Origin of the sequence: uncultured Schumannella sp. (genome assembly GCF_905479755.1) — a bacterium.
GTDB lineage: Bacteria > Actinomycetota > Actinomycetes > Actinomycetales > Microbacteriaceae > DCRR01.
On record NZ_CAJQNT010000042.1, the window covers coordinates 23,513 to 50,322 of the forward strand.

General features: G+C 69.5%; 28 protein-coding genes. 15 read left to right on the forward strand and 13 right to left on the reverse strand.

Annotated features, from left to right (window positions below):
• The first annotated feature begins 58 nt into the window (after window positions 1-58).
• Complete coding sequence (locus QZ258_RS11020) at window positions 59-1,336, forward strand: CDP-glycerol glycerophosphotransferase family protein (RefSeq protein WP_294181490.1); 1,278 nt, start codon at window positions 59-61, stop codon at window positions 1,334-1,336.
• Here the strand turns inward: QZ258_RS11020 and QZ258_RS11025 are convergent.
• The 4 genes from QZ258_RS11025 to QZ258_RS11040 are packed head-to-tail and all read right to left on the reverse strand — an operon-like array spanning window position 1,333 to window position 4,569.
• Window positions 1,333-2,235: a hypothetical protein gene (locus tag QZ258_RS11025; RefSeq protein WP_294181491.1), complete on the reverse strand. Its 903-nt coding sequence runs from the start codon at window positions 2,233-2,235 to the stop codon at window positions 1,333-1,335. The genes QZ258_RS11020 and QZ258_RS11025 overlap by 4 nt on opposite strands.
• Window positions 2,236-2,997 (reverse strand): ABC transporter ATP-binding protein, encoded by a 762-nt coding sequence (locus QZ258_RS11030; protein WP_294181493.1) that lies wholly within the window; start codon window positions 2,995-2,997, stop codon window positions 2,236-2,238. It abuts the gene before it with no gap.
• The gene (locus QZ258_RS11035) at window positions 2,997-3,815 is read right to left on the reverse strand and encodes an ABC transporter permease (protein ID WP_294181495.1); all 819 of its coding nucleotides are present in this window, start codon (window positions 3,813-3,815) and stop codon (window positions 2,997-2,999) included. The genes QZ258_RS11030 and QZ258_RS11035 overlap by 1 nt, the downstream gene beginning before the upstream one ends.
• 37 nt (window positions 3,816-3,852) lie before the next feature.
• Window positions 3,853-4,569: a phosphocholine cytidylyltransferase family protein gene (locus QZ258_RS11040; RefSeq protein ID WP_294181497.1), complete on the reverse strand. Its 717-nt coding sequence runs from the start codon at window positions 4,567-4,569 to the stop codon at window positions 3,853-3,855.
• A gap of 213 nt (window positions 4,570-4,782) precedes the next feature.
• Between QZ258_RS11040 and QZ258_RS11045 the strand changes: the two genes are divergently transcribed.
• The 3 genes from QZ258_RS11045 to QZ258_RS11055 are packed head-to-tail and all read left to right on the forward strand — an operon-like array spanning window position 4,783 to window position 7,827.
• Window positions 4,783-5,949 carry an ABC transporter ATP-binding protein gene (locus tag QZ258_RS11045; RefSeq protein ID WP_294181499.1) on the forward strand — a complete coding sequence of 389 codons (1,167 nt, stop codon included), beginning with the start codon at window positions 4,783-4,785 and terminating at the stop codon, window positions 5,947-5,949.
• Window positions 5,925-7,547: a hypothetical protein gene (locus QZ258_RS11050; RefSeq protein ID WP_294181501.1), complete on the forward strand. Its 1,623-nt coding sequence runs from the start codon at window positions 5,925-5,927 to the stop codon at window positions 7,545-7,547. Before QZ258_RS11045 ends, QZ258_RS11050 begins: the two co-directional genes overlap by 25 nt.
• Before the next feature lie 4 nt (window positions 7,548-7,551).
• Complete coding sequence (locus QZ258_RS11055; RefSeq protein WP_294181504.1) at window positions 7,552-7,827, forward strand: DUF3039 domain-containing protein; 276 nt, start codon at window positions 7,552-7,554, stop codon at window positions 7,825-7,827.
• A gap of 15 nt (window positions 7,828-7,842) precedes the next feature.
• Here the strand turns inward: QZ258_RS11055 and QZ258_RS11060 are convergent, their stop codons facing one another.
• Complete coding sequence (locus tag QZ258_RS11060; RefSeq protein WP_294181506.1) at window positions 7,843-9,147, reverse strand: nicotinate phosphoribosyltransferase; 1,305 nt, start codon at window positions 9,145-9,147, stop codon at window positions 7,843-7,845.
• A 41-nt stretch (window positions 9,148-9,188) separates the two neighbouring features.
• On the opposite strand from QZ258_RS11060, the gene QZ258_RS11065 reads away from it, so the two are divergent.
• The 5 genes from QZ258_RS11065 (at window position 9,189) to QZ258_RS11085 (ending at window position 14,246) form a co-directional block, all read left to right on the forward strand.
• Window positions 9,189-10,541: a hypothetical protein gene (locus QZ258_RS11065; protein ID WP_294181507.1), complete on the forward strand. Its 1,353-nt coding sequence runs from the start codon at window positions 9,189-9,191 to the stop codon at window positions 10,539-10,541.
• Window positions 10,528-11,883: a UDP-N-acetylmuramoyl-L-alanine--D-glutamate ligase gene (gene murD, locus QZ258_RS11070; RefSeq protein ID WP_294181509.1), complete on the forward strand. Its 1,356-nt coding sequence runs from the start codon at window positions 10,528-10,530 to the stop codon at window positions 11,881-11,883. The genes QZ258_RS11065 and murD overlap by 14 nt, the downstream gene beginning before the upstream one ends.
• Window positions 11,884-11,903: 20 nt before the next feature.
• Window positions 11,904-12,656: a ribonuclease PH gene (gene rph, locus QZ258_RS11075; RefSeq protein ID WP_294181513.1), complete on the forward strand. Its 753-nt coding sequence runs from the start codon at window positions 11,904-11,906 to the stop codon at window positions 12,654-12,656.
• A gap of 1 nt (window position 12,657) precedes the next feature.
• Window positions 12,658-13,236, forward strand: a complete 579-nt coding sequence (gene rdgB, locus QZ258_RS11080) for an RdgB/HAM1 family non-canonical purine NTP pyrophosphatase (protein ID WP_294181515.1) — start codon at window positions 12,658-12,660, stop codon at window positions 13,234-13,236.
• 101 nt (window positions 13,237-13,337) lie between these two features.
• Window positions 13,338-14,246 (forward strand): cation diffusion facilitator family transporter, encoded by a 909-nt coding sequence (locus QZ258_RS11085; RefSeq protein ID WP_294181519.1) that lies wholly within the window; start codon window positions 13,338-13,340, stop codon window positions 14,244-14,246.
• Here QZ258_RS11085 and QZ258_RS11090 read toward each other — a convergent pair.
• On the reverse strand, window positions 14,243-15,265 hold the full coding sequence (locus QZ258_RS11090; RefSeq protein ID WP_294181521.1) for a hypothetical protein: 1,023 nt from the start codon (window positions 15,263-15,265) through the stop codon (window positions 14,243-14,245). The genes QZ258_RS11085 and QZ258_RS11090 overlap by 4 nt on opposite strands.
• Window positions 15,266-15,403: 138 nt before the next feature.
• Here QZ258_RS11090 and QZ258_RS11095 point away from each other — a divergent pair, with 138 nt between their 5' ends.
• Window positions 15,404-17,293, forward strand: a complete 1,890-nt coding sequence (locus QZ258_RS11095; RefSeq protein ID WP_294181523.1) for a hypothetical protein — start codon at window positions 15,404-15,406, stop codon at window positions 17,291-17,293.
• A gap of 25 nt (window positions 17,294-17,318) precedes the next feature.
• Window positions 17,319-17,747, forward strand: coding sequence for a hypothetical protein (locus QZ258_RS11100; protein WP_294181526.1), 429 nt, complete (start codon window positions 17,319-17,321; stop codon window positions 17,745-17,747).
• Between the two features lie 10 nt (window positions 17,748-17,757).
• On the opposite strand, the gene QZ258_RS11105 is transcribed toward QZ258_RS11100, so the two are convergent.
• Together QZ258_RS11105 and trxA are read right to left on the reverse strand one after the other, a co-directional pair.
• On the reverse strand, window positions 17,758-18,159 hold the full coding sequence (locus tag QZ258_RS11105; RefSeq protein ID WP_294181528.1) for a hypothetical protein: 402 nt from the start codon (window positions 18,157-18,159) through the stop codon (window positions 17,758-17,760).
• A gap of 41 nt (window positions 18,160-18,200) precedes the next feature.
• Window positions 18,201-18,578 (reverse strand): thioredoxin, encoded by a 378-nt coding sequence (gene trxA, locus QZ258_RS11110; RefSeq protein WP_294181531.1) that lies wholly within the window; start codon window positions 18,576-18,578, stop codon window positions 18,201-18,203.
• A gap of 174 nt (window positions 18,579-18,752) precedes the next feature.
• On the opposite strand from trxA, the gene QZ258_RS11115 reads away from it, so the two are divergent.
• Window positions 18,753-19,880 carry an LLM class flavin-dependent oxidoreductase gene (locus QZ258_RS11115; RefSeq protein ID WP_294181546.1) on the forward strand — a complete coding sequence of 376 codons (1,128 nt, stop codon included), beginning with the start codon at window positions 18,753-18,755 and terminating at the stop codon, window positions 19,878-19,880.
• 1 nt (window position 19,881) lies between these two features.
• Window positions 19,882-20,526, forward strand: a complete 645-nt coding sequence (locus tag QZ258_RS11120; RefSeq protein WP_294181533.1) for a CE1759 family FMN reductase — start codon at window positions 19,882-19,884, stop codon at window positions 20,524-20,526.
• A gap of 54 nt (window positions 20,527-20,580) precedes the next feature.
• Here QZ258_RS11120 and QZ258_RS11125 read toward each other — a convergent pair whose 3' ends face one another.
• Genes QZ258_RS11125 through QZ258_RS11135 form a run of 3 tightly spaced genes read right to left on the reverse strand, consistent with a single transcriptional unit; the run spans window position 20,581 to window position 21,632 of the window.
• A complete protein-coding gene (locus QZ258_RS11125; protein WP_294181535.1) occupies window positions 20,581-20,763 on the reverse strand; it encodes a DUF5302 domain-containing protein in 183 nt (60 codons plus the stop codon).
• A 9-nt stretch (window positions 20,764-20,772) separates the two neighbouring features.
• Entirely contained in the window at window positions 20,773-21,384 is a 612-nt protein-coding gene (locus tag QZ258_RS11130; RefSeq protein WP_294181537.1) for a DedA family protein, read from the reverse strand.
• Between the two features lie 41 nt (window positions 21,385-21,425).
• On the reverse strand, window positions 21,426-21,632 hold the full coding sequence (locus QZ258_RS11135; protein ID WP_294181539.1) for a dodecin family protein: 207 nt from the start codon (window positions 21,630-21,632) through the stop codon (window positions 21,426-21,428).
• A gap of 322 nt (window positions 21,633-21,954) precedes the next feature.
• On the opposite strand from QZ258_RS11135, the gene QZ258_RS11140 reads away from it, so the two are divergent.
• Window positions 21,955-24,210, forward strand: a complete 2,256-nt coding sequence (locus QZ258_RS11140) for a polyribonucleotide nucleotidyltransferase (RefSeq protein WP_294181541.1) — start codon at window positions 21,955-21,957, stop codon at window positions 24,208-24,210.
• Between the two features lie 66 nt (window positions 24,211-24,276).
• On the opposite strand, the gene QZ258_RS11145 is transcribed toward QZ258_RS11140, so the two are convergent.
• A complete protein-coding gene (locus QZ258_RS11145) occupies window positions 24,277-24,642 on the reverse strand; it encodes a hypothetical protein (protein WP_294181542.1) in 366 nt (121 codons plus the stop codon).
• A 230-nt stretch (window positions 24,643-24,872) separates the two neighbouring features.
• Here QZ258_RS11145 and QZ258_RS11150 point away from each other — a divergent pair, with 230 nt between their 5' ends.
• Window positions 24,873-25,880 carry an aldo/keto reductase gene (locus QZ258_RS11150; RefSeq protein ID WP_294181544.1) on the forward strand — a complete coding sequence of 336 codons (1,008 nt, stop codon included), beginning with the start codon at window positions 24,873-24,875 and terminating at the stop codon, window positions 25,878-25,880.
• Between the two features lie 18 nt (window positions 25,881-25,898).
• Here QZ258_RS11150 and QZ258_RS11155 read toward each other — a convergent pair whose 3' ends face one another.
• The gene (locus tag QZ258_RS11155) at window positions 25,899-26,501 is read right to left on the reverse strand and encodes a TetR/AcrR family transcriptional regulator (RefSeq protein WP_294181545.1); all 603 of its coding nucleotides are present in this window, start codon (window positions 26,499-26,501) and stop codon (window positions 25,899-25,901) included.
• Between the last annotated feature and the right edge of the window lie 309 nt (window positions 26,502-26,810).

The window sequence follows — 26,810 nt, forward strand, 5'->3', positions numbered from 1 at the left end:
ATGGTGAATCCGGAGTTGCTGCGTGCCCATCCTGCGTGATTTCCGTGCGGCTCGGCGCATGTTCCGCAACGCGCTCCGCTCTCGCCGGAACCGCCGGGAGATCGCGGAGCGGTTGGAGAGCGGCGGATTCCCGGACCTCTCCGAGACCGGCATCGAGATCGTGGTCTACTTCGCCGACACCCGGGTGAACCTGTACCAGATCCGCCAGTGGTACGCGCCGTTGGCCGAGTTGGCGCGCACGCATCCGGTCGCGGTGATCACCCGCAGCCCCGGGACCTCGTTGACGCTGCTCGAGGAGGCGCCGGTGCCGATCGCGTACTGCCGCAAGGTCACCGACGTCGAGGCCTTCGTCGAGAGTCACGACATCAGGATCGTGCTGTACGTCAACCAGAACATGAAGAACTTCCAGATGTTCCGGTACGGCCGCATGTGGCACGTGTTCATCAACCACGGCGAGTCGGACAAGATGTACATGACGACGAACCAGTTCAAGGCCTACGACTTCTCCCTGATCGCCGGGCAGGCCGCGCACGATCGGCTCGCGCGCAAGCTCTGGAATTTTGATCTCGACCGCAAGACGATCCAGATCGGTCGCCCGCAGGCGGATCATTTCGCGGGCGAGGTGCCTTACCCCGCGGATGACCGGGTCACCGTGCTCTACGCCCCCACCTGGGAGGGCGACCGGCCCGCGGCGAGCTACGGCTCGATCGCGAGCCACGGGGTGGCGCTCGCGGAGGCGGTGCTCGCCTCGCCGCGGCACCGCCTGATCTACCGCCCGCACCCGCGCAGCGGCGTCATCGATCGCGAGTACCGCGCGGCGAATCGCGCCATCATTGAGGCGATCCGGCTCGCGAACCAGGCCGACGAGACCGCGCACCACGTCTTCGACGACGGGCCGAGCATGGGCTGGCAGTTGGCCGCGGCCGACGTTGCGATCACCGACATCTCGGCGATGGTCTACGACCGGCTCGCGACCGGCAAGCCGGTCATCGTCACCCGTCCGGTGGCGCCCGAGGCGGAGGTCGACGAGTCGGGGTTCCTCGGCGATTGCGAGTGGTTGACGGCGGACGGTGCTCCTTCGGTGCTGGCGGCGGTCGACCGCGTGCTGACGGATGCGGAGGCGATCGCGCGAGCGGCGCACTGGTCGACGCACCACTTCGGCGATACGAGTCCCGGCGCGGCGACGGCGCGGTTCCACGCGGCGATCGAGACGATGATCGCGGAGTGGGAGCAGCACGCGGCGCTGCACGCGGGCGATCCGCGCACGCACGAGCACGACCCCCTGGATGACGAGATCGACGAGGAGGGCATGCCCTCCGAAGTGCAGGACGATTAGTCGGCGCGGCGGGTCGCCGGGTCCGGCGGGGGGAGCGTCTCCTCGGCGTGTCCTGGCTCGAGCTGTGCGGCGGCGCGCGCGCCCTTGCTGCGGGTGAGGGCGCGGCGAATCCCGCCGAGGTCAGGGGTGCGGGGGAGGCGCTGGGTGATTTTGGCGAGGTTCCCGCGCGGGCGGGGTGTGGCATCCGGCTCGTCGAGGCTCGCCGGGAACTCGGCGGGCGCGGGGCCGAACGCGCTCCGGGCGGAGCGGACGACCGCCCGTCCGAGCAGATGATTCCCGGTGCCGCCGATGACGGCGCCGATGCCGAACGGGATCGCCCGCCCGACGATCGAGCTGCCCTGCGTGACCGCGAACCGGCGCACGAAGGCGTGCTTGACCTTGTCGGCGAGGATGCCGACGGCCGGGCCGGGCAGGTTGCGCGTGATCAGCTCGCCCCAGTACACGTTGCGGGAGGTGCCGCGTCCCGCCGCCTGAGTGGCGAACTGCGCCAAGAGTTCCTGGCCGCCGTTGCCGAGGATCATCGTCATGACGAGCGTGCGCGCGCGATCCGGATCGACGACCGGGATCCCGTGGATTTCGGTGATCGACTGTGCGAACAGCGCACTCGCCTCCAGGAACCCGGCCGTCTCGGCGCCCGAGAGCACGAGCGAGGTGCCGACGCCGACGGCGGGAATCGCCGCGCTCGCACCGACGAGCGCCCCACCGCTGGTGACGGCGGTGAGGTAGCGGCGTTCGAGAATGCGGCAGAGCTCATCCGGGGTGGCTCCCGGCCGGGAGCGACGGATCGCGCGGATGTGGGCGAGCACCACCGGCCGCTGGATCGACAGCAGCTTGTCGATGCCGTGCGCCACCCGCGGGTGCAGGCCGTCGGCGGTCGCGACGGGCAACTGGGCGGTCATCTAGACACCGTAGTCGGCGTTGTAGCGCGCCACGACATCCTTGATGGGACCGTCGACGACGAGGGCGCCCTTGTCGAGATAGAGACCGCGGGTGCAGAAGCGCAGCAGGTCGCGTTCGCTGTGTGAGACGAAGAACAGGGTGCGTCCGCCCGCGAGCAGTTCTTCGATCCGCGCGTAGCACTTCTCGCGGAAGGCCTTGTCACCGACGGCGAGCACCTCGTCGACGAGGATGATCGGCTCCTCCAGGCGCGAGATGACGGCGAAGGCGAGGCGCACCTTCATGCCGCTGGAGAGGTGCTTGTAGGGGGTGTCGACCGATTCGTGCAGTTCGGCGAAGTCGATGATCTCGGCGTAGCGGGCGTCGATCTCGCGACGCGGCATGCCGTGCAGCCCCGCCGTCAGGTAGACGTTGTCGTGCACGGTGAGGTCGTTGACGAATCCGCCGGTGATCTCGATCAGCGGGGCCACGCCGCCGGCGACGGTGACACCGCCCTCGTCGGGCAACATGACGCCGGCGACGAGCTTGAGCAGCGTCGACTTGCCCTGCCCGTTGCGTCCCACCACCCCGATCGCTTCGCCGGGAGTGACCCGGAACGAGACGTTCCGCAGGGCCCAGAATTCGCCGGGCCTGGTGCGCCGCGTGCGCCCGGCGAACAGGTCCTTGAAGTTGCGACGGGAACTGCGGCTGCGCTTAAAGCGCACCCCGAGCCCCTCGACGACGATGCTTCCCTCGACGGCGGTGGCCTGCTGCGTGGTCGCCATCAGATCTCCTTCAGCACCGGGCGGATCGTGCGGCGGAAGACGAGGATGCCGATCACCAGCACCACGAGCGTCACGCCGCCGCTGACGCCGACCGCGAACCAGTCGAGCTGCTCGGGGAAGAACGCGGCGCGGTAGATGCCGAAGATGCCGCTCAGCGGGTTGAGCGCGGCCCAGCCCTCGAGCCCGAGCGGCGCGAGGTCGGGAAGCCCGTAGATGATCGGGGAGGCGTAGAACATGAAGCGCAGCACGAGCTTCGTCGCGCGCTCCAGGTCGCGGAAGAAGACCACGAGGGGCGCGACGGTCAGGCCGATCCCGAAGATCAGGGTCGCCTGCATCACGATCGCGAGCGGGAACAGTGCGGCCTCGGGGTGCAGCGCGATCGGCAGGCCGAGCAGCGCCGCGCCGATCGCGAAGCCGGCGAGCACCGGCAGGCTGAAGGCGAATTCGATTCCTTTGGAGAGCACGAGGCGTGCCACCCAGATGGTGCGCGGGATGGTGGTCGAGCGGATCAGCTTCGCCTCGCGCGCGAACGCGACCGTGCTGTCGGAGATCGCGCCGGTGAACCACATCCACGGCAGCAGGCCGGAGAGCAGGAACACGATGTACGGCTCGTTGCCCACGCTGCGCTGGAATACGAGCGTGAAGACGAAGAAGTAGATCCCCGCCATCACGAGCGGATCCAGCACCGACCACACGTAGCCGAGGAACGATGTCGAGTAGCGAACTTTCAGATCGCGCGTCGTCAGGAGCCACAGCGACCGGGCATAGCGTCGGACGCCGGTGCGCGGGCGCGCGAAGGCGTCGGTCTCGGTGCTCACGCCAACAATCTAGTGGCGGGGTGCCCGAAGAGCCTGACTAGACGAACAGGTTGGCGCGCTCGAGGTCTTCGGCGAAGTCGATCTCGACGGCGTAGAGGTCGCTGATGTCGACCGGCTCGAAGAGCACGCCGTCGTGTTCGATCGCGAGTTCGATGCCGCGCTCAAAGTAGTCCTGGTCGTCGACGCGGCGCAGGTGGTGGATGAGCGCCGCCTTGTCGCGGCTGGAGACGTAGTTGATCCCCACGGCTTCGCCGAGGCCGCCGCGCACCTGCTTCGAGAGCTTGGCGATGAATCCCTCGGCGTCGGTCGTGTACTTGACCTCTTCGTCCGACACCTTGGCGGTGTTGACGCTGACGAAGCTGCGGTCGCCCGCGACGAGGGCGCGCGAGCGCAGGAGCGCCTCGGGGTCGAAGACCACGTCGCCGTTCATCCAGAGCACGCCGCCGTCCTTGGTGGACTTGAGGGCGCGCAGCAGGCTCTTCGACGTGTTGGTCTGGTCGTACTGCTCGTTGTAGACGAAGTCGGCCTGCGGGAAGGCCTCGACGATGTGCTCGAGCTTGTAGCCGACGACGATCGTGACGCGGGCCGAGGGGCCGAAGGCGGCGTGGATGTTGTCGAACTGCTGCTGCATGATCGTGCGACCATCGCTCAGCTCAGTCAGCGGCTTCGGAAGCGAGCGCCCGAGGCGGCTTCCCATCCCGGCGGCCAGAATGACGATGTGCGGCGCGGTCGTGTGCGCAGAGGTCTTCGGCACGGTGGTCCCTTCGTAGTGGTCGACAGTCGTTGTACGCGGAAGTTCACGCGCTGTTCACCGACTGAACATGGTTCAGGACACCTCGTTGTGCTGAGAGTTATGGTAAAGGCCTCTGTGTGCGTCCACGGAGTGATTCCGTTCTTCGTTCTCTGATCGTGACTTTGGGAAAGTGCTGAGAGTCACTCGACTCGGGGCTCTTGATACCTTTACGTCGTGCCCGCTTCCCGCAAGAAACCACGCGCCCAGGCGACGTCGTCGGCGCGTCGACCGTCGACGCCGCGCGCGGGCGCCACGCACCGTCCCGGGATCTCGCCCGCGGGCCGCGCGATCGCCGAGATTCCGGCGATCCCGGTGGCGGAGCCGGTGGCCGCGCCCGCGGCTGGGCCCGCCGCCGAGACGATCGCCGAGCCGGTGGCCCCGTTGAACGCCGAGCCGATCGCCGAGCCCAGCATCGAGTCGCCCGCCGAGCCCGCCGAGCCGGCCGAGCCGGCCGAGCCCGCGCGACCGGCGTCCAGCCCGCGTTCGGGCCGGAACCGTCCGGCCGGCAGCGGCGGTCCGCGCGGCGGGACCACCGTCCGCACCTCGGGGGCGCCGCTCTTCGGCGGGGTCAGCCACCACGTGGAGTCCGCGATCGAGGTCGAGTCGCTCACCAAACGCTTCGGCGGAGTCGCGGCGGTCGACGGCATCCGACTCGTGATTCCGAGCGGATCCTTCGCCGGGTTCGTCGGCCCCAACGGCGCCGGCAAGACGACCACGCTCGCGATGATCACCGGCATGCTGCGGCCGGACCTCGGCAAGGTCTCGGTGTACGGCGTCGACGTGTGGCGAAACCCTTCGGTCGCCAAGAAGAACCTCGGCGTGCTTCCCGACCGGTTGCGGCTGTTCGACCGCCTCACCGGCGTCGAGTTCCTGCATCACGCGGGCGCGCTGCGCGGACTCGACCACGACACGATCGTCAACCGCACGGCCGACCTCGCGATCGCTTTCGGCATCGAGCACTCGCTCGACCGTTTCGTCTCGGATTACTCCGCGGGCATGGTGAAGAAGGTCGCGATCGCCGCGGCGATGATTCACTCGCCGCGCGTGCTCGTGCTGGACGAACCCTTCGAATCGGTCGACCCGGTCTCCTCCGCGGTCATCATCGAGATCCTGCAGCGCTACGTCGCCGCCGGCGGAACGGTCGTGCTGTCGAGCCACAGCATGGATCTGATCGAACGGGTCTGCGACTCGGTGACGATCATCGTGGAGGGCAAGATCCTCGCGAGCGGGCCGATGGCCGAGGTCATCGGGAACGACACGCTGGAATCCCGGTTCGTCGAACTGGCGGGCGGCGCGGACGCGGTGGAGGGCATGGAGTGGTTGCAGAGCTTCTCCGACTGAACCTGCGGCTCACCGCCAACAGCCTGAGCCGGTCGCCTCGGCGCATCGCGCGCGCGGTGGTCGAGACACTGGTGATTCTCGCGGCGGTCGCCGCGCTCATCGTCGGCGCCGTCCTGCTCGGCGGCATGGACCAGGCTTTCGCGCGTCGGATCGTGATCGTCGCGGGCTCGATCGTGAGCGTCGCGGCGTTCGCCGTTCCGGCGTTCGCCGCGCGCGTCGAACCGCTCGACCGGCGCGCTCTGCGCGGCTACGGGTTCCGCCCCTGGCGGGTCTCGCTCACCCTCGTCCTCATCTCCTTCGTCGGCCCGGCCGCGCTGTTCATCGTGCCGCTGGGATTTCTGCCGCTGCTGGTGTGGGGAGAGCTGGCCTCCGTCCCGCGGGTGCTCGGCATCGGCGCACTGCTCGCGCTCCAGCTCGTCATCTCGTGGCGGCTCGGTCGCGCCGTCGGCTCGATCCTGAATCCGCGGCCCCGCGCGCGACTCGTCGTCCGCCTCCTTCTCGTGGCGGCGGCCACTGCCGCCCTCGCCCTGCTGACGCTCACCCTGCTGCCGCGCGCGATCACGCGTGTGCCCGCCGCGCAACTCGATGCGGCGCTGCGACTGCTCAGCCAGACCGGTGAGAGCGGCTTCGGTTCGATCATCGACACGCTGGCGGTGACCCCGATCGGCGCGCTGTGGGCCGCGACGATCCCCGCGCAGCTCGGTATCCCGTCGGTGTGGGGGCGCGCCGTGCCGATCGGCGTGGTCACGATCGTCGTTCTCGCTCTGATCTGGCACGTCGTCGTGAGGGCGGCGTTCCGGGCGACGTGGCGCACGCGCGCCGTTCGGCGGCGCGGCGTGCCCGGGTGGTTCCGCGGCTTCCCTGCGACGCCGATCGGTGCGGCGACCGCGCGCAGCCTCACCTATTGGGTGCGCGATCCGCGCTATCGCACCGTCCTCGTCTTCCTGCCGGTAATTCCGATCGTCGTCCTGCTCGCATTCTGGATCAGCGGGATGCCGCTGCAGTGGGGCGTGCTGATTCCGTTGCCGCTCATGCTGCTGCTCGTCGGCTGGTCGACGCTGCACAATGACGTCGCCTACGACTCGACCGCGGTGTGGACGCTCCTGGCCGCCCAGCTGCGCGGCCGAGCAGACCGGATCGGGCGCGCGGTTCCGGTCCTCGTCATCGGCGCGGCGCTCCTGGCGATCGGCACGCCCCTGACCGTGTGGGCCTACGGCGACGCGGAGGTGGCGCCGATCGTCCTCGGGGTGGGGGTGGCGACGCTCCTCGGCGCCGTCGGCGTCTCCAGTGCCGAGTCGGCGCGCTCGCCGTACCCGGCGCCTCGCCCGGGCGACGCATCCTTCCAGCAGCCCGAGCTGGTCGGTCGAACGGGCGCGTCGGCGCAGGTCGGCTCGTTCCTGTTGTCGCTCCTGGCCGCGTCACCCGCGGTGGCGTTCGCGGTGGTCTGGCTGCTCGAGGTCCCGGGACCGTGGAACTGGGTGTCACTCATCGTGGGCGCGGTCGTCGGGGTGGCGGTCCTCGGGGCGGGAATCAGTGTGGGCGGTCGCGCCTTTGATGAGGCGGGGCCGGAACTTCTGGCCTTCACCATGAGAAACTAGGGACATGAGCGACACGCTTCCCGGTTCGCCCGGTCAGGGCGGCGGCACCGATGTGCTCGATCGTGAACTCGAGAAGCTCCTCAACGAGGAGCTCACCGAGGACGGCGACCACGACCGCTACGCCCACTACGTCAAGAAGGACAAGATCGTCGAGTCGGCCGTCACCGGCAAGCCGGTGCGGGCGCTGTGCGGCAAGAAGTGGACGCCGGGCCGCAACCCCGATAAGTTCCCGGTCTGCCCCGACTGCCTCAAGGTTTATGAGCGGATGCGCGACGAGTAGTCGCGCGGCAGACGGCTACAAGTAGCGGGTCGGCAGCGCCGGCTCGCCGTGGGACAGCGCGAGCGCCGCGTCCGGAAGTTCGGCGATCGCTCGGGCGTGGTGTTCGCGGGCGCGCCGCAAACCCTCCGGGCCCAGGTGCTCGGCGACCGGCTCGCCGTCGACGACGAGCTCGGTCATGAGTGCCCGCAGCGCGGGGCGCTCCGCGACCGGCGGATCGTCGACGTACACGTCTTCGCTCGTCGCCACCCCGGCGGTGAGGGCGCGAAACGCCTGCTTGCGTCCGCCGACCGTCGCCTTCGATTCGGAGGTCTTGCCGACCGCGCGCCAGCCGGACGGGGCCTCGTCCTCGTCCTGGACCGCGACCAGCTTGTAGACCATTCCCGAGGCGGGAGCCCCCGAGCCGGTCACCAGTGCCGTGCCGACCCCATAGGAGTCGACCGGGGCGGCGCGCAGGGCGGCGATCGCGAACTCGTCGAGATCGTTGGTCACGGTGATCCGTGTGCGGGTCGCGCCCAGGCCGTCGAGTTGGGCGCGCACGGCCGCCACCACGGTGCGGAGGTCTCCCGAGTCGATCCGCACCGCACCGAGTTCCGGGCCCGCCACCCGGATCGCCGTCTCGACGCCGCGGTGGGTGTCGAAGGTGTCGACGAGCAGGGTGGTGCCGGTGCCGAGGGCATCCAGCTGGGCGCGGAAGGCGTCCGTCTCGGAGTCGTGGAGGAGCGTGAACGAGTGGGCGGCCGTGCCCATCGTCGGCACGCCCCAGGTGCGGCCCGCCTCGAGGTTGCTGGAGGCGGCGAAGCCCGCGAGATAGGCGGCGCGCGCGGCCGCGACGGCGGAGTGCTCGCCGGTGCGGCGCGAGCCCATCTCGGCGATCGGACGGCCATCGGCGGCCGCCACCATGCGGGCGGCGGCCGAGGCGACCGCCGAGTCGTAGTTGAAGATGCTGAGCGCCAGCGTCTCCAGCACGACCGCCTCGGCGAAGGTGCCCTCGACGACGAGGATCGGCGAGCCGGGGAAGTACAGCTCTCCCTCGCGATACCCGCGCATCGAGCCGGTGAAACGGAAGTCGGCGAGCCAGGCGAGGGTCTCGTCGGAGACGACGCGTTCGGCCGCGAGCCACTCCAGTTCGGCTTCGCCGAAGCGGAAGTCGCGCAGGAGTTCGAGCAGGCGGCCGGTGCCGGCCACGACGCCGAAGCGGCGCCCGTCGGGCAGGCGCCTCGCGAACAGCTCAAAGACCGTGCGCCGGTGCGCCGTGCCGGCGCGCAGCGCGGCGTCGATCATCGTCAGCTCGTACCGGTCAGTGAAGAGCGCACTCGTCATGCTCCGAGCCTAGAGCGGGGGTGCCGCCTAGACTGAGGGGGATGAGCTTCGAGCCGCGGTCGGTGACCGCATTCCGTTACGCGGCGGCGCGTTTCGATGCCGCGACGGCCGTCGCCGAGTTCGACTTCGAGCTGGTCGGTGCCGGCGAGCCGCTCCGCTTCACCGAGTCGATCACGTTCACGAGTGGGTCGGCCGCCCCGCCGCTGTCGAGCGACGACGAGGAGCGGCTGGAGCGCGTGCTGGTCCTGCTCGGGGCCGTGCTCGGGCTGAGCTACTTCAAGGCAGCCGCGCCGGCGCGCGTCGACCTCGATGTCGCGGGGCTGACGGCCGAGGCCGTCGAGTACCTCCGCCAGGTGCTCCGCCACGGCCTCGCCGAGTTCGCCTACCGCGCGGGACTTCCGGCGTTGCTGAGCCCTGAGATCGTCGCTGCCGAACTCGCCGCCGCGCTTCCCGTGCGTGACGCCGAGGGCACCCCGCTCGTCCCGATCGGCGGCGGCAAGGATTCGGTCGTCTCGGTCGAGTCGCTGCGTGCCGTCGGGCTTGAGCCGGTGCAGTTCGCCGTCAACCCGAACGCGATCATCACGCGCGTCGCCGAGGCGAGCGAGCTGCCGCTCATTGCCGCGCGACGCCGGCTCGATCCCGCGCTACTCGAGCTCAACGCGCGGGGAGCGCTCAACGGGCACGTCCCGGTGACCGCCATGAACACGCTCATCGCGGTCGCGCAGTCGCTGCTGCTCGGCCTCGGCCCGGTCGTGATGTCGAACGAGAGCTCGGCCTCAGACCCGACCCTCGAATGGAACGGCCAGAGCGTCAACCATCAGTGGTCGAAGAGCCTGGAGGCGGAGCGCCTGCTCGCCGCGGTGCTCGAGGCGCAGGCGGGGCTGCGCGGAGCCTCGTTCTCGCTCCTGCGCCCGTTCAGCGAGCTGCGCATCGCGCGCGGCTTCGCGGCGACGACGCGCTACGACGACGCGATCGTCAGCTGCAACCGCGCCTTCCGGCTCGCGGGGGCGACGCCCACCTGGTGCGGCGAGTGCGATAAGTGCCGCTTCGTCTTCCTCGCGCTCGCCCCGCACCTCGAGCCCGAGCGCCTGCTGCACATCATCGGCCACGACCTGTTCGCCGACGAGGCGCAGCTGCCCGGCTTCCGCGCCCTGCTCGGGCTCGGCGAGCACAAGCCCTTCGAGTGCGTCGGCGAGGAGGCCGAGAGCTCGGTCGCCGTGACGCTCGTCTCACGCATCCCGCGCTGGGCGGAGTCCCCGGTGATTCGCGCGCTGTTGGCCGAGGCCCCCGAACTCGCCGCGGGGGACGCGGCGCTTGAGGAGCGCATCCTCGGCGAGTCGAGCGCACTTCCGGTCGCCGAGATCTTCGAGAAGGCGCGTCGTGCGCTGGTCTGAGCTCGAGGGACGCCGCGTCGTCATCCTTGGCACCGGTCGTGAGGGCATCGCGCTCGCCGAGCACCTGCTCGGATCGGGCGTGCGGGCGCTGTACGCCGCCGACGACCGCGACGGCGACTCCGCCGCCGCGTGGCGCGGTCGCTTCGGCGCGGCGGTGCCGTTGCTGATCGCGCCGAGCGCCGCGACCCTCCGCCTGAAGCGCCTCCAGGTCGCGATCGCCTCGCCCGGGATTCCCCCGCACGGTACGCTGCGACGCGCGGTGCAGCAGGCGAAGCTCCGCGTCACCACGGCGACGGATCTCTGGCTCTCCGAGAACGCTGCCCGCACGACGGCGGTCACCGGCAGCAAGGGCAAGTCGACGACCGCCGCGCTCGTGCACGCGATCTCGGTCGCGCACGGGGTGAGCTGCGAGCTCGGCGGCAACATCGGCATCCCGCTACTGCGGCTGCCGGACGCCGAGCGCTACGCGGCCGAACTCTCGAGCTACCAGTGCTCCTCCGTGACCACCTCGCCGGATGTGGCCGTGCTGACGGCGCTGTTTCCCGAGCACCTCGACTGGCACGGCAGCGAAGAGCAGTACTACGCCGACAAACTCAACCTGATCGCGCACGGGCCGCGCCGTGTCATCGTGAACGGCGAAGACCCGAGGCTCCTGGCCGCGCTGGAGCGATTCTTGCCCGACGTGGACGTCGAGCTGGTCGGGGCCGCCGAGAACCGCTGGAGCGTGTCGGGGCGCGCCGGGTCGCGGGAGATCCTGCGCGACGGCGTGCGGTTCGTCGACGCCAGCACGCTGCCGCTCGTCGGCCGCCACAACCTGCGCAACGCCGCGCTCGCGCTCGCCGCCGTCGAGGCCGCCGGCACCGAACTCGACCCCACGACCGTGCTCACGGCGCTCGCCGGATTCCGCCCGCTCGAGCACCGCCTGGAGCGCGTACCCGACCCGAGCGGACTGGTCTTCATCGACGACTCGCTCTCGACGAGCCCGTTCGCCGCCGTGGCCGCACTTGAGGCGCTCGACACGCGCGACCTCGTGCTCATCGTCGGAGGTCAAGACCGCGGCGTCGACTACGCGCCGCTCGCCGACTACCTGCAGCAGCATCCGGTTGCTGCCGTGATCGGACTGCCCGACAGCGGGCCGCGCATTCTTCAGGCGCTCGCGCCGACGGGCATTCTGACGGTGCCGGTCGACGGCATGGACGCCGCCATCCGCACCGCGCGTAAGGTCATCGACGACGGCATCGTCTTGCTCTCGCCTGCCGCGCCCAGCTACGGTCACTACCGCGACTACGCTGACCGCGCCGCCGACTTCCGCCGAGCGATTCTCGCCTCGGCTCTCGCGTGATCTCAACAGAACGGACCCCCATGCCTCGCTCCGACGGACGCGCCGCCAACCAGCTTCGACCCGTGACAATCGAGCGCGGCTGGAGCGAGCAGGCCGAAGGCAGCGCGCTCATCTCGTTCGGCAAGACGAAGGTGCTGTGCACCGCGAGCTTCTCCAACGGCGTTCCGCGCTGGAAGATGGGCTCCGGTAGCGGCTGGGTGACGGCCGAGTACGGCATGCTGCCGCGGTCGACCAACGAACGCATGGGCCGCGAGTCGGTCAAGGGACGGGTGGGCGGTCGTACGCACGAGATCTCGCGCCTTATCGGCCGCAGCCTCCGCCCGATCATCGACCTGAAGGCGCTCGGGGAGAACACCATCCAGATCGACTGCGACGTGCTGCAGGCCGACGGCGGCACGCGCACCGCGGCGATCACGGGAGCGTACGTCGCGCTCTTCGACGCGATCGAGTGGGGTCGGGCCAACAACTTCATCGGCAAGAACGCGAAGGCCCTGCTCGACTCGGTCTCGGCGATCAGCGTCGGAATCGTCGACGGGGAGCCGGTGCTCGACCTGCCCTACGTCGAGGATTCGGCGGCGGAAACCGACATGAACGTCGTCGTGACCGGCCGCGGGCTGTTCATCGAGGTGCAGGGCACCGCCGAAGGCGCCCCCTTCGACAAGCGGGAACTGGATGCCCTGCTCGAGCTGGCGCTGTCCGGCACCGCCGAACTCGCCCAGCTTCAGGCCGCCGCGCTCGGCGTGACGGCGCCCCAGGTCTTCACCGGGAGCTGAGATGACCACCTTCGTGCTCGCCACCCACAACGCCCACAAGGTGGTCGAGCTGCGGGCGATTCTCGGCGAGCGCCTCGGCCCGCACGAGATCGTCGGCTACGACGGCCCCGAACCGATCGAAGACGGCGACACGTTCGCCGCGAATGCGCTCATCAAGGCGCGGGCGGCGGCCGCGCACTCGGGCCTTCCCGCGATCGCGGACGATTCGGGCATTTCCGTCCGCGCGCTCGGCGGTGAGCCGGGCATCCATTCGGCCCGCTATGCGGGCACCCGCAACGATCGCGACAATCTGGAGTTGCTGCTGTCCAACCTCGAGGGGGTGTCGGATCGCGCGGCGAGCTTCTGGTGCGCGGCGGCCCTCGTTGACGGCGACCGCGAGGTCGTCGAGGTGGGGGAGTGGCCCGGGCAGGTGCTGACCGCCGCCGCGGGCGAGGGCGGTTTCGGCTACGACCCGATCTTCCGCCCCGACGGACTCGAGGGCAGTTCGGCCGATCTGAGTGCGGACGAGAAGAATGCGATCTCGCATCGCGCACGGGCGTTCGGGGCGCTCGTCGTGCGGATGCGCGAACTGTACGGCTGAGTCAGTCGGCGCGCACGACCGCGCGCAACTGAGAATCGTCATCGTTCCCGAGAGGACGAAAGTCCGGGTTGGTGCTCCGCGTCCTGTCTAGGCTGGAGAGCATGAGTCACGACCACGCGCACGGCACGGCGAACCGTCGCCGCCTCGCGATCGCGCTCGTGATCGTCGGCGTCTTCTTCGTGGTCGAGGTCGTCGGAGCGATCCTCTCGGGGTCGCTCGCGCTGCTCGCCGACGCGGGCCACATGGTGAGCGATGTCATCGGCTTGACCGTCGCGCTCGTGGCCAGCGCGATCGCCGCGCGGCCGGCCACCGACCGCCACACCTTCGGATTCCAGCGGGCGGAGGTGCTTGGCGCCCTCGCGAACGGGGTGCTGCTCACGGTCGTCGCGGTCTCGGTGGCGGTCGAGGGAGTTCGGCGGCTCGTGTGGCCGGGCGAGGCCGAGGTGGTGGCGCTGCCGATGCTGGCGGTGGCGGGCGCGGGGCTCGCGGCCAACGTCGCGGCGCTGCTGGTACTGCGCGGCGGCGACCGCGAGTCTCTCGGGATGCGCGGGGCCGCCCTCGAGGTGCTGGGCGATCTGATCGGGTCGGTCGTCGCGATCGCGGCGGCGCTCGTCATCCTCGCCACCGGGTTCGTTCCGGCGGATGCGATCGCCTCGCTCGTCATCGCGGCCCTCATCGTGCCGCGCGCGCTCGTGCTGCTGCGGGACGTCGTGCGCGTCTTGACCGAGTCGGCACCGCGGGAGACGAGCGTCGCCGAGATCCGCGCGCACCTCGAGTCAACCGAGGGGGTGATCGCCGTTCACGACGTGCACGTCTGGGCGATCACCTCGGGCTCACCGGTGTTCAGCGCGCACGTGGTCGTCGACGCCGAGTTGTTCGCGGCCGGCGACACCGGAGCATTGCTGGAGCGCTTGGGGGCGTGCCTGACCGATCACTTCGACGTCGCGCACTCGACCTTCCAGCTCGAACCGGCCGACCACGCCGAGCGCGAACCGCACACGCACCGTTAGTCGGCGACGTCGATCGCCGCGAGTCGTTCGGCGACCGCCTGCACGACCTCGCGGAACTCAGTTTCGGTCGTTTGCCATGCCGACATGTTGACGCGCACGACGAGGTTGCCGCGCTGCAGGTCGTACACGTAGAACCGGCTTCCGGCTTCGTCTTCGCGCCAGCCGACGGCGGCCACCGAGTCGGGAACCTCGAGAGCGGGCGCCGGGGTCACCAGCGGCGACCACGCCGAGAGGCCCGAGCCCATCGTGTACTGATCGCATCCCGCCAGCAGCGAGTCCACCGTCTGCATGTGCTCGACCGCGGCAGCGGAGTTCTCGAACACGCGTGCGTACTGCAGCACCGACTGCCAATAGTCGGCGTCGCTGAACTCTCCGACGAAGTGGATCGTGCTGCCGTCGTAGCGCGGTCGCTCGTCGACGCCGTACGCGATCGGGGCGGCCGCGTTGGTGAAGAAGCACCCGTCGGGCTCCGCCTTCTCATCGCGCCACGCCCGGTTCGTCGCGCTCAGTTCTGCCCCCGGCGTCGTTTCGGGGAAGTCGCCGAAGACCGCCCAGGTTTCGGGCAGTTCCAGCGCGTCGCGCTCGGTCTCGGTGAGCACGATGGCGGGGAGATCGAGCCCGGTGATGCACCGATCCGCGCACTCCTGTGGATCGGCGGCCAGTGGCGAGCCCGCGGCGCCGTCGAGAAGTGGGTCCACCGTCACGTTCCCGTCGTCGAGTCCGTCGCGGATGCCGGCCGACACGCTCGTGACCACGGCGATCAGCATGGCCGCGATACTCGCGATGAGCAGCAGCCCGAACGTGATCGAGCCGATCCAGATCGCGACCTTCGCGCCGGTGCTCAGCCCGCGGCGCGCGGCGACCGGAGCGGCCGGCGCCGCGGTGGGCACGGACTCGCCCCCGGCGGGCGGCACCTCGGTTGCAGCCGGGTCCGGCGGTGCGACCGCGGGGCCTGCTGTCATCGGTGAGCCGCCCGGGCTCACCCACCCCTCGGTGTCGCGCTGCTTGCCCACGTTCATGCCCCCGGCTCACTCCCGCTCCACCGTGAAGCGATCATCACTCACAATGTAGTGGCTGGGGGCCGGTGCGCGGAACACGTCGAGAACGCGCGACCGCTACAGTGTCGTCACCGCCCGAGAGCCCCGGAGGACCCGCCTGTGACCGCACCGCGCACGACCGTCCGAGAACGCCTTCAATACTCGTTCGACAGCTGGATGTCACGGGGAACCGGCGCGATCATGGCGCTCCTCGGGCTCGCGACGATCGTCTTCGTCGTGCTGCTCGGCCTGCTCGCGTGGTTCCTGCTGCGGGTGTGGCCCGACGGCATCAACGCCCCCGGCGACGACCCGAGCGACCTGCTGTGGAACGCCCTGATGCGCACTCTCGATCCCGGAACGATGGGCGGCGACGAGGGGTGGCTTTTCCGCGTGCTGATGCTGCTCGTGACGATCGGCGGGCTCATCATCGTCGCGAGCCTCATCGGCATCGTCTCGGGCGCGTTCGACGCGAAGATCGAAGACCTGCGACAGGGGCGCTCGCGCGTGATCGAGAGCGGTCACGTCCTCATCCTCGGCTGGAGCCCGAAGGTGTTCACCGTCATTGCCGAGCTGGTCCTCGCCAACGAGTCCGAACGCCGCAGCGTGATCGTGGTGCTCGCGCCGGAGGACAAGGTCGAGATGGAGCAGCGGATCCGCGACGAGGTGGGAGGCACCGGGCGCACGCGCGTCATCTGCCGGTCGGGAGACCCGATGAGCCTGGTGGACCTGGAGCTCGGGAGTCCGCACCGCGCGCGCAGCATCGTCATCCTCGCGCCCGAGGGGGACGACGATGCCGACGCGACCGTGATCCGCACGGCGCTCGCGGTGACCAACAACCCGAACCGCCGCCGCGAGCCCTACCACCTGGTCGGTGAGCTGCGCGATGCGACCAATCTGGAGGCGGCCCGGCTGGTGGGTCGCGAGGAGGCGCATTGGGTGCTGGCGAGCGAGTTGATCGCGCGGGTGACGGTGCAGACCTGCCGCCAGAGCGGTCTCAGCGTGGTCTACACGGACCTGCTCGACTTCGGCGGGGACGAGATCTATTTCACCCGGCGGCCGCGTCTCGCCGGGCGAACCTACGCTGAAGTCCAGGCCGCGTTCCCGGATGCCGCGGTGCTCGGCTACGCGACGCGGGATGCGGTGGTTCTGAACCCGACCGCGGATTCCCGATACGAGGCGACCGACGAGATCGTCGTGATCGCCGAGGACGACAGCACGATCGCGCTCGGGGAGCCGGGGATCGCGGATGACACCGTGATCGCCCGGCGCGACGCCGAGGCGCTGGTCCCCGAGCGGACGATCGTGCTGGGGGTCACGGCGGGGCTCGCGGGGATGCTGGTGGAGCTCAACGAGTACGTCGCGCCGGGGTCCTCGGTGCTCATCGTGTCGACGCATCCCACGCCCGAACTGCCCACGCTGTCGAACCTCGAGGTGGCCTTCCAGTTCGGCGATCCCGCGAGCCGCGTGCTGCTGGACTCGCTGTCGCTCGGGGACGCCGATCACATCGTCGTCAATGCCGAACGGGAGCAGCTGGCGCCCGAACGCGCCGACGCACGAACCCTCATCACGCTGCTGCACTTGCGCGACATCGCCGACCGGCTCGAGGTTCACCTGAATGTGGTGACCGAGATGCTCGACGACCGCAACCGCGAGCTCGCCGAGGTCACCAACGCGGACGACTACATCGTGAGCGAGAAGCTCGTGAGCCTGATGATGAGCCAACTCGCCGAGAACCCGCGGCTCGCCGAGGTCTTCGACGAGGTGTTCTCCAGTCGGGGGAGCGAGGTGTACCTGCGTCCCGCATCGCAGTACATCGCCGAGGGAGAGAGCGCGAACTTCTACACCGTGCTCGCCGCCGCGCGCCGCCACGGCGAGACCGCGATCGGCTACCGGATCGAGAGCGAGGCGCGCGACCCGCGACGCGCGTACGGGGTGCACCTCAACCCGCACAAGGCGGACCGGATCACCTTCGCGCCCGGCGACCGCGTGATCGTCCTCGCCGAACACTAGGCCCGCGCCCGCTACGCTCGGATCCATGGGTTTGTTCGGGCGCCGCGAGGAAGACACGACGTTTCCGAAGGGGGACCGCGGCTCGGGTGACTTCGGCCAGTACGACTACGCGCTGAAGGCGCGCCGCAAGGGCACCGTCATTCAGCTCGCGGGCAGCGATCCGCACCAGGAGGAGCTGCGCGCCGTCCTGGAGGCGGCCGACGCCTCGATCGAGACGGCGATGTCGCCGCGCACGGTGCAGCAAGAGGGCGTCGATGCGCCGATCGAGGTGCGCCTGTTCACGGGGCGCCGCGTGAGCGGTGTCGTCGGGCGGGTGCCGCGCGGGCTCGAGGCGATCGTCGACGAGACGCTTCGTCGCCTCGAGGATGCGGGTTCCAAGCCGCGCATCCCGGTGCGGATCGTCGAGAAGCGCGGCGTGCTTCGCGTCGAACTGCTGATGGGCGCGGTGCGCTGACCGCGTCCGCCTAGGCGGTGAGGCCCGGGAGGTTCGCCACGCCGAACGCGATCGGCAGGATGATCGCGAGGTGCGAGACGACGACGCCGAGCGACAGGATGAGGCCGAACACGGCGGGGAGTCGCCCGTGGTCGATGATGAGCGCGATGATCGCCAGGATCAGCGCGAGGCCGGCGAGCACGAGTCCTCCCACGAGGGCGATCGCGCCCACGCCGACAAAGACCGCGAGCAGGCCGAACCCGGTCGTCAGATCTTGATCGAAGGACGCGAGCGAGGTGATCGCCACCACGATCGTGATGAGGTCGCCGACCACCGCGAGGATCGCGAGGACGAGCGAGGTGATGCCGAGGCCGCGGCGCTTTTTCGCCGGGGGCTCGGTGGCCGGGACAACGGATTCGGTCGAGTCGGTCATGCGCTCACTCTAGCCACGCGCATGGCCGGCGCGGGAGGGCCTCAGGCGGGGGCGTCGCCCGGCTGCTGAGCGGCAACCTGCGCGCGGACCTCGTCCATGTCGAGCGCGCGCACCTGCTCGACGAGCGAGTCGAGGGCGGGGCGCGGGAGGGCGCCCGCCTGCTGGAAGACGCCGATGCCGTCGCGGAAGATCATCAGGGTCGGGATCGACTGGATGCCGAGCGCGCTCGAGAGGCCCTGGTGCGCATCCGTGTCGACCTTGCCGAAGGTGATGTCGGTGTTGTCGTTGGAGACCTCTTCGTACACGGGGCCGAAGGCCTTGCACGGCCCGCACCAGTCGGCCCAGAAGTCGACGAGCACGATGCCCTCGCCCAGGACGGTGTTCTCGAAGGTCTGCTCGGTGAGTTCTACAGTCGCCATCGTCCCAGGGTAGGCAATCCGCGCGGACGTTGCAGGGTACGGCGTCCGTTCGAGGGTGACTGCGGCGCCGTCTCGACTCCGGGAATAGTTCGCGCGTCTGCGGGGTTGAGTCGAAGGTATTCATGCAAATGCATGGAAAAGAACCGGAGAGAAAGCAGATCCACGATGGACGCCATGCAGTTCGGAGTCTTCACCGTCAGCGATGTGACGCCCGACCCCACGACGGGGCAGACGCCGAGCGAGAACCGTCGCATCAAGGACATCCTCACGATCGCGAAGCACACCGAAGAGGTCGGCCTCGACGTCTTCGCTCTCGGCGAGCACCACAACCCGCCGTTTTTCTCCTCGAGCCCGACCACCACGCTCGGCTACATCGCCGCGACCACCGAGCGGCTGCTGCTCTCGACCGCCACGACGCTCATCACCACGAACGACCCGGTGAAGATCGCCGAAGACTTCGCGATGCTGCAGCACGTCGCCGACGGCCGCGTCGACCTGATGCTCGGGCGTGGCAACACCGGCCCCGTGTACCCGTGGTTCGGGCAGGACATCCGCGAGGGCATTCCGCTCGCGATCGAGAACTACGCGCTGTTGAACCGGCTCTGGCGCGAGGACTTCGTCGACTGGCAAGGCAAGTACCGCACGCCGCTGCAGGGCTTCCAGTCGACCCCGCGTCCGCTCGACGGCGTCGCGCCGTTCGTCTGGCACGGGTCGATCCGCAGCCCGGAGATCGCCGAGCAGGCGGCCTACTACGGCGACGGCTTCTTCGCCAACAACATCTTCTGGCCGAAGGAGCACTACCAGCAGCTCATCCGCTACTACCGGCAGCGCTTCGAGCACTACGGCCACGGCACGTCCGAGCAGGCGATCGTCGGCCTCGGTGGACAGGTCTTCATGCGAGCGAATTCGCAAGACGCCGTCGCCGAGTTCCGCCCGTACTTCGACAACGCCCCGGTCTACGGGCACGGCCCGAGTCTCGAGGACTTCAGCGAGATGACCCCGCTCACGGTCGGCAGCCCGCAACAGGTCATCGATCGCTACGCGGCGATGCGCGACTACTACGGCGACTACCAGCGTCAGCTCTTCTTGATCGATCACGCGGGGCTTCCGCTCAAATCGGTGCTCGAGCAGCTCGACATCCTCGGCGGTGAGGTGGTGCCCGTGCTCCGGAAGGAGTTGGCGAAGAACCGTCCGGCAAGCGTGCCGGATGCGCCCACCCACGCCAACCGACTCGCCGCGCGCGAGGCATCCGCCGCGACGTCGGCCGACGCTGCGCCCGAACTGACCGCGACGGAGGCCTGAGATGACCGCCGCAACGAACCGCAGGATCGCCGTCATCGCGGCCGGTCTCAGCCAGCCCAGTTCCACCCGGTTGCTTGCCGACCGCGTGGTCGAGGCGACACGTCGCCGCCTTGCCGAGGAGGGGGTGGAGGTGGAGGTCAGCGTGCTCGAGCTGCGAGACGTGGCGACCGACATCACCAACAACATGCTCACCGGGTTCGCGAGCCCGAAGCTGGAGGCCGAGATCGAGAAGATCGTGGGCGCGGACGCGCTCGTCGCGGTCACCCCGATCTTCACCACCAGCTACTCGGGCCTGTTCAAGTCGTTCATCGACATCCTGCAGCCGGACTCACTCACCGGGATGCCCGTGCTGATCGGGGCGACCGGAGGCACCGAGCGGCACTCGCTCGCCCTCGACTACGCGCTACGGCCGCTGTTCACGTACCTGCACACGGTCGTCGTGCCGACGGCGGTCTATGCCGCGGCGAGCGACTGGGGGAGCGCCGGGGATGCCGCCTCGGGGGGACTCCCCGAGCGCATCGACCGCGCCGCGGCGGAGCTCGCCGCGCTGGCGGTCGCGAGCGATCGCTCGCGACGGGTGCGCGACCCCTTCGCGCTTCCGGCCGGATTCAGTCCGACCGGGGTCGGCGGGTTCCAGGAGACGTAGGACGCGCCCGAGACGGGGCGGTGCCGGTCTCGGTGCCGCCCCGGCCGGGTGGGATCACCCGCTCTTGCGGCGGAACTCGCGCTTTAGGTCGGCCTTGGCGTGGACCCCGCGCACGGCGGACTCTCCGCCGGTGTGACCGGTGGGGTTGCTCTGGCCCGACTTCTTGCGCTCCAGCGCTTCGCGGAACTTGCGCTTGGTCTCGTCGGAGGGCGAACCCTCCGGAGTTTTCTCAGTCATGGGCTGAGCCTAGCTTTCGTGTCGACGTGCGCCCCGTGAACCCACACGTCCGATCACCACGTCCACCGCGACGCCCAGCGTGATCGCGACCGCGACCGAGAGCACGATCGCCAGGATCGGCTGGTCGCGCAGCATCGCGCCGAAGCTCGCGCCGATCGCGACGTTATAGATCGCCCAGCCGAGCCCGGCCGCGGCGGAGAGCGGCACGAAGCGGGCGAGTCGGATGCCCGAGGCGCCGGCCGTCAAGTTCACCGCGATCCGGGCGAACGGGATGTACCGCGCGGTGAAGACGAGCACCGCGGTGCGGTGCTCGATGGTGCGCTGCACGCGGCCGAGCGCCGCGGCGATGCGACCGCGGCGCTGCCACTCCCAGCGATCCAGGCCGACGCGCCGACCGATGAGAAAGCACAACAGGTCGCCCGTCGTTGCGCCGACCGCCGCGATCGGAACCAGCACGATGAGCCACGGCGTGCCGGTCGCACCCGCGAGGGCCCCCAGGGCGACGACGACGGTCTCGCTCGGGAGCACGACGAGGAAGGCATCACCGACGACGAGTGCGAAGACGAGCGGATACAGCCAGGGCGACGACGCCAGCTCGAGAAGCCACGGGTCCGTCGTCACCCTGGCGTTCTACTCGCCGCAGGTGAACATCTGGTGTCGGCTCAGTCTTCGAGCACGAAGGTCACTTCGAGCGTCACCTGCCAGGCGGTGATGGTGCCGCCCTCGACGGAGACCTGCTGTTCCTTGACCCACGCGCCGGTGATGTCGCGGATCGTGGTGCTCGCTCGTTCGATTCCCGATCGGGTCGCATCCTCGAAACTGGTGTCCGATCGTGCGGTGATGGTGGTGACTCGAGCCACGGTGGCCATGATTCCTCCTTGAATCAGGCGGGCGCGGATCGCGACCCGCCCATTCATTCAACGCCTCACCAGGGCAAACTGCTAGCATCAAAGCGATCGCCACTCGGCGATTGCCCGCGCGCGGAGACAACGCCGCGGGAATATCACGGAGCAGGCCGGCACGAAGCTGGTCACCGGTGGTGGTCTTCCGAAGCCCGCGAGGTCGCGGCTCGGAGCGCTTCTACTGTTGACCAGAGCAGATCCCGGCGGCATTCGCCGGGTCCCTTCCTGCCTACTCCTGCTCCTTCGCGAGAATCGCCGCGCCGGATGCGCGGCAGCTAAGGAGAGACCCATGGAGGGTCCCGAAATCAAGTTCGCCGAAACCGTTCTCGACAACGGCAAGTTCGGCACGCGCACCGTCCGGTTCGAGACCGGTCGCCTCGCGCAGCAGGCCCAGGGCGCGGTCGCCGCGTACCTCGACGAGGACACCATGATCCTCAGCGCCACGAGCGCGGGCAAGCACCCGCGCGACGGCTTCGACTTCTTCCCCCTCACGGTGGATGTCGAGGAGCGCTCCTACGCCGCCGGCAAGATCCCCGGTTCGTTCTTCCGTCGCGAGGGTCGCCCCTCGACCGAGGCGATCCTGGTCTGCCGTCTGATCGACCGTCCGCTGCGCCCGACCTTCGTCGAGGGGCTGCGCAACGAGGTCCAGATCGTCATCACGGTGCTGAGCATCGCGCCCGACGAGTTCTACGACGCGCTCGCGATCAACGCGGCCAGCGCCTCGACCCAGATCTCCGGCCTGCCGTTCTACGGACCGGTTGCGGGCATCCGCATGGCCCTGATCGGTGACCAGTGGGTCGCCTTCCCGAAGCACAGCCAGCTCGCCGAGGCCGTCTTCGACCTCACCGTCGCCGGCCGCCTGGTCACCGACAAGGACGGCAACGAAGACGTCGCGATCATGATGGTCGAGGCCGAAGCCACCGACGTCAGCTGGGAGCTCATCCGCTCGGGGGCGACCAAGCCCGACGAGGCCGTCGTCGCCCAGGGCCTGGAGGCCGCCAAGCCGTTCCTGCGTCAGCTCGCGAAGGCTCAGGCCGAGCTCGCCGCGCAGTCGGCGAAGGAGATCCAGGAGTTCCCGCTGTTCCCGCCGTACTCGGACGAGGCCTACAACGCCGTCGCCGAGATCGCCTACGACGAGCTCAAGAGCGTCTACCAGATCGCCGACAAGCAGGAGCGCCAGAAGGCCGACGATGCGCTCAAGGAGCGCGTCAAGACCGCGATCAACGAGAAGGTCGATGCCGGTCAGCTCGGCGGCGAGGTGCCGCCGATGGTCAGCGCCGCCTACAAGTCGGTCAGCAAGAAGGTCATGCGCACGCGCGTTCTGACCGAGGGCATCCGCATCGACGGCCGTGGCCTCACCGACATCCGTGCGCTCGACGCCGAGGTGCAGGTCATCCCGCGCGTTCACGGCTCGGCGATCTTCCAGCGCGGTGAGACCCAGATCCTGGGTGTCACGACGCTCAACATGCTCAAGATGGAGCAGCAGATCGATTCGCTGAACCCCGTCACCAAGAAGCGCTACCTGCACCACTACAACTTCCCGCCCTACTCGACCGGTGAGACCGGCCGCGTGGGAAGCCCGAAGCGTCGCGAGATCGGGCACGGCTTCCTGGCCGAGCGCGCCCTCGTGCCGGTGCTGCCGACGCGTGAAGAGTTCCCCTACGCGATCCGTCAGGTCTCCGAGGCTCTCGGCTCCAACGGCTCGACGTCGATGGGTTCGGTGTGCGCCTCGACCCTGTCGCTGCTGAACGCCGGTGTGCCGCTCAAGGCCCCCGTCGCCGGCATCGCGATGGGCCTCATCTCGGACGAGGTCGACGGTGAGACCCGCTACGCGGCCCTCACCGACATCCTCGGTGCCGAAGACGCGCTCGGTGACATGGACTTCAAGGTCGCCGGCACGAGCGACTTCGTCACCGCGATCCAGCTCGACACCAAGCTCGCGGGTCTGCCCTCGAGCGTGCTCGACGGTGCGCTCAAGCAGGCCAAGGAGGCCCGCACGGCCATCCTCGCGGTCATCAACCAGGCGATCGACGCCCCCGACGAGATGGCGCCGACGGCGCCGCGCGTCATCAGCGTCAACATCCCGGTCGACAAGATCGGCGAGCTGATCGGCCCCAAGGGCAAGACGATCAACGCGATCCAGGACGAGACGGGCGCCGAGATCTCGATCGAGGAAGACGGCACCGTGTACATCGGCGCGACCGACGGCCCCTCGGCCGAGGCGGCGCGTGCCCAGGTGCTCGCGATCGGCAACCCGCTGCAGCCCGAGGTCGGCGAGCGCTACCTCGGCACGGTCGTGAAGCTTGCGACTTTCGGCGCCTTCGTCTCGCTCACCCCCGGTAAGGACGGCCTGCTGCACATCAGCGAGGTCCGCAAGCTCGCCGGTGGTAAGCGCGTGGAGAACGTCGAAGACGTGCTCGGCGTCGGCCAGAAGATCCAGGTCGAGATCACCAAGATCGACGACCGCGGCAAGCTTTCGCTCGCCCCGGTGGTCGAGGAGTCCGCGGACGCGGCGGAGACTCCCGAGGCTCCCGCCGAAGGCTAGATCTCGTCACGACAAGGCCCGTCCCGCTTCCGCGGGGCGGGCCTTCTCGCGTGGGAGACGCGGCGCTCAGCCGATCGAGGCGAGGAGCCCGGTCGCGAAGACGACGACGCCCGCGGCGGTGGCCACGACGAGGAGCGGCAGCCGCATGCCGCCGCGCACGAAGGCGGCGATCAGCACGATGGCGGCGAGCACGGTCATGAGGGCGACCGCAGCGGCCATCGCGGTGACGCTGGAGACGCCCGAGACGCATCCGCCCTCGACCACGCCGGCGACGCACGTCGTCCACCGCGGGCGGACGAGCCACAGGGTCGAGATCGCGGCCCCGGTTCCGAACGTCGCGAGCGCCACCCAGACGGCCGTGACCGTGCCCCGCGGGACGCGCCGGGTGATGCGCGGCGCGAGGTGCGGCGCGGTGCGCGCGGGAGGAGGCATGCTCCCACGTTGCCACCCGATCCGGCACCCCGGCGAGCTCGCAGGCACAGCCACAGCCAACTCAAAGCGCGACTCAAGCCGGCCGCACGCCGCGCGCCGTAACGATTCGGACACTCGGCGCACCTCGCGCGTGCGTGAGAGTTACTCTGAGCGCATTGCGTCGCTCCAGGTTCATCGAAGTGTCGCGTCGCTCGACACACGATTTCCTGGGTCCCGAGGAGGTGCATAACGTGAAGCGACACGAACAGGTCGGCACGGTTTCCCTCGGCCCCGACTCGGGCAGCCTCGAGATGCCGGTCCTCGTCGGCGGTGTCGCCTCCGTGCGCCGTCAGATCCGCAACTCCGAGCTCAGCGTGTTCCCCATCGCACTCGGCGGGAACGTCTTCGGCTGGACCGCGGATGCGACCGAGACCGAGCGCATTCTTGATCGCTATGCGCAGGCCGGCGGCAACTTCATCGACACCGCGGACTCCTATGCGGGTGGTCGCAGCGAGATCATGATCGGCAACTGGATGCGGTTTCGCCGCAACCGCGACGACCTGGTCGTCGCGACGAAGGTCGGCAAAGGGCCCGAGCATCCGGGGGTGACGGCGCGGGCGATCTCCGCCGCCGTGGAGGATTCGCTGCGTCGACTGCGCACCGATCGCATCGACCTGCTCTACCTGCACATCGACGACCCGGAGGTTCCCTTCGAGCAGACGCTTCTCGCGGTCGATGAGCTCATTCGCGCCGGCAAGGTGCGCGCCTTCGGCGGCTCGGATCACGCCGGAAATCGGCTCGTCGAGGCTCGGATCGCCTCGGCGCAACTGGGTGTCGCCCGCATGGTGGCCGTGCAGAATCACTACAACCTCATGCACCGGCGGCAGCACGAGCAGGAGGTCGTCCGCGTCGCGCGCGAGCTCGACCTCTCGGTCATGCCGCGGTTCGGGCTGGCAAGTGGATTCTTGACCGGCAAGTACCGAACGCGCGCCGATATCGCCCGCTCGGATCGGCGCCTCGAGCTCGCCGACTACCTCACGCGCACGGGGCTGCGCGTGCTGGCGGCCCTCGACAAGGTGTCCAGTGAGGTCGAGTCGACGCCCGCCGCGGTGTCGCTCGCCTGGTTGCTCACGAAGCCCCATGTCGCCGCGCCCGTCGTCTCGGCCAGTCGCGCGGAGCACGTCGACGACTTCGTGGCGGCGACCAAGATCCTGCTCAGTCGCCACCAGCTTCTCGAGCTCGACCGCGCGAGTTCGTAGCGCGGTGCCGGTTCGGGTCTACGCGGGGACGGCCGCCGCCGCGACGACGGACTCGAACACGCGGTTGAGCGAACCGCGGGCACTGTCGGGGCTGCCCGCGTAGCCGCCGAGGAGCGCGCCGTCACGGGCCAGCATGAGGTCGTCGGCTCCCTCGTGCGGCGCGAGATGGCCGAGCTGGGCGAGCAGGTTCTCGAAGAGGTCGTGCAGCCACTCGCGGTGGACGCCGACGCTGACGCGCACCGGGTGGTCGTCGAGCGGGTACTCGACCGCGGCCGAGAGGAACGCGCACCCGCGCAGGGCCGGGTTGCCGACATCCGCGGCGGTCCAATCGCGCAGCGCGAACAGGGCGTCGGCGGGGCTCGAGATCGAGCTCAGGCGCAACGCGACGTCGAGCGCGATCCGGCGGTGACGATCGGCGAGGTAGTCCAGGACGAGACGATCCTTCGCCCGGAAGTGCTTGTAGAAGGTCGCTTTCGTGACGTGCGACTCCTCGATGAGCCAATCGACGCCGACCGCGCGAATGCCTTCGCGGGTGAACAGCACATCGGCGGTTTCGAGAATGCGCTGCTTGGCCGGCGCCAGCGGGCGCTGATCGGTGTTTTCGGGAACGGAAACGAACATGACAGTAACTCCTCGGGCGGATTCTGTCGGGGGCCTGCGGTCGTCTCTGACCGCTGGTCCTCGGTGACCGTCGTCATCGGCAGTAGATGGATGCCGGCGAAGACGGCCGGGTGGATCCTTCTGTGTATGTGCAATGGGATGAGGGTGCATCCCGAGGCGGAATGGTAGGGCGCCACACCGTCTCTTAGTGCGAGGGTACGCCTGGTTGGGCGAAAGGGCGGGACTGCTGAAGGTCTTGGTGACTCTTCTCGTTAGGCCGCGGATGCGGCCTGTGTGGTCATGATGGCTTCGAACTCGACGGGCGTCAAC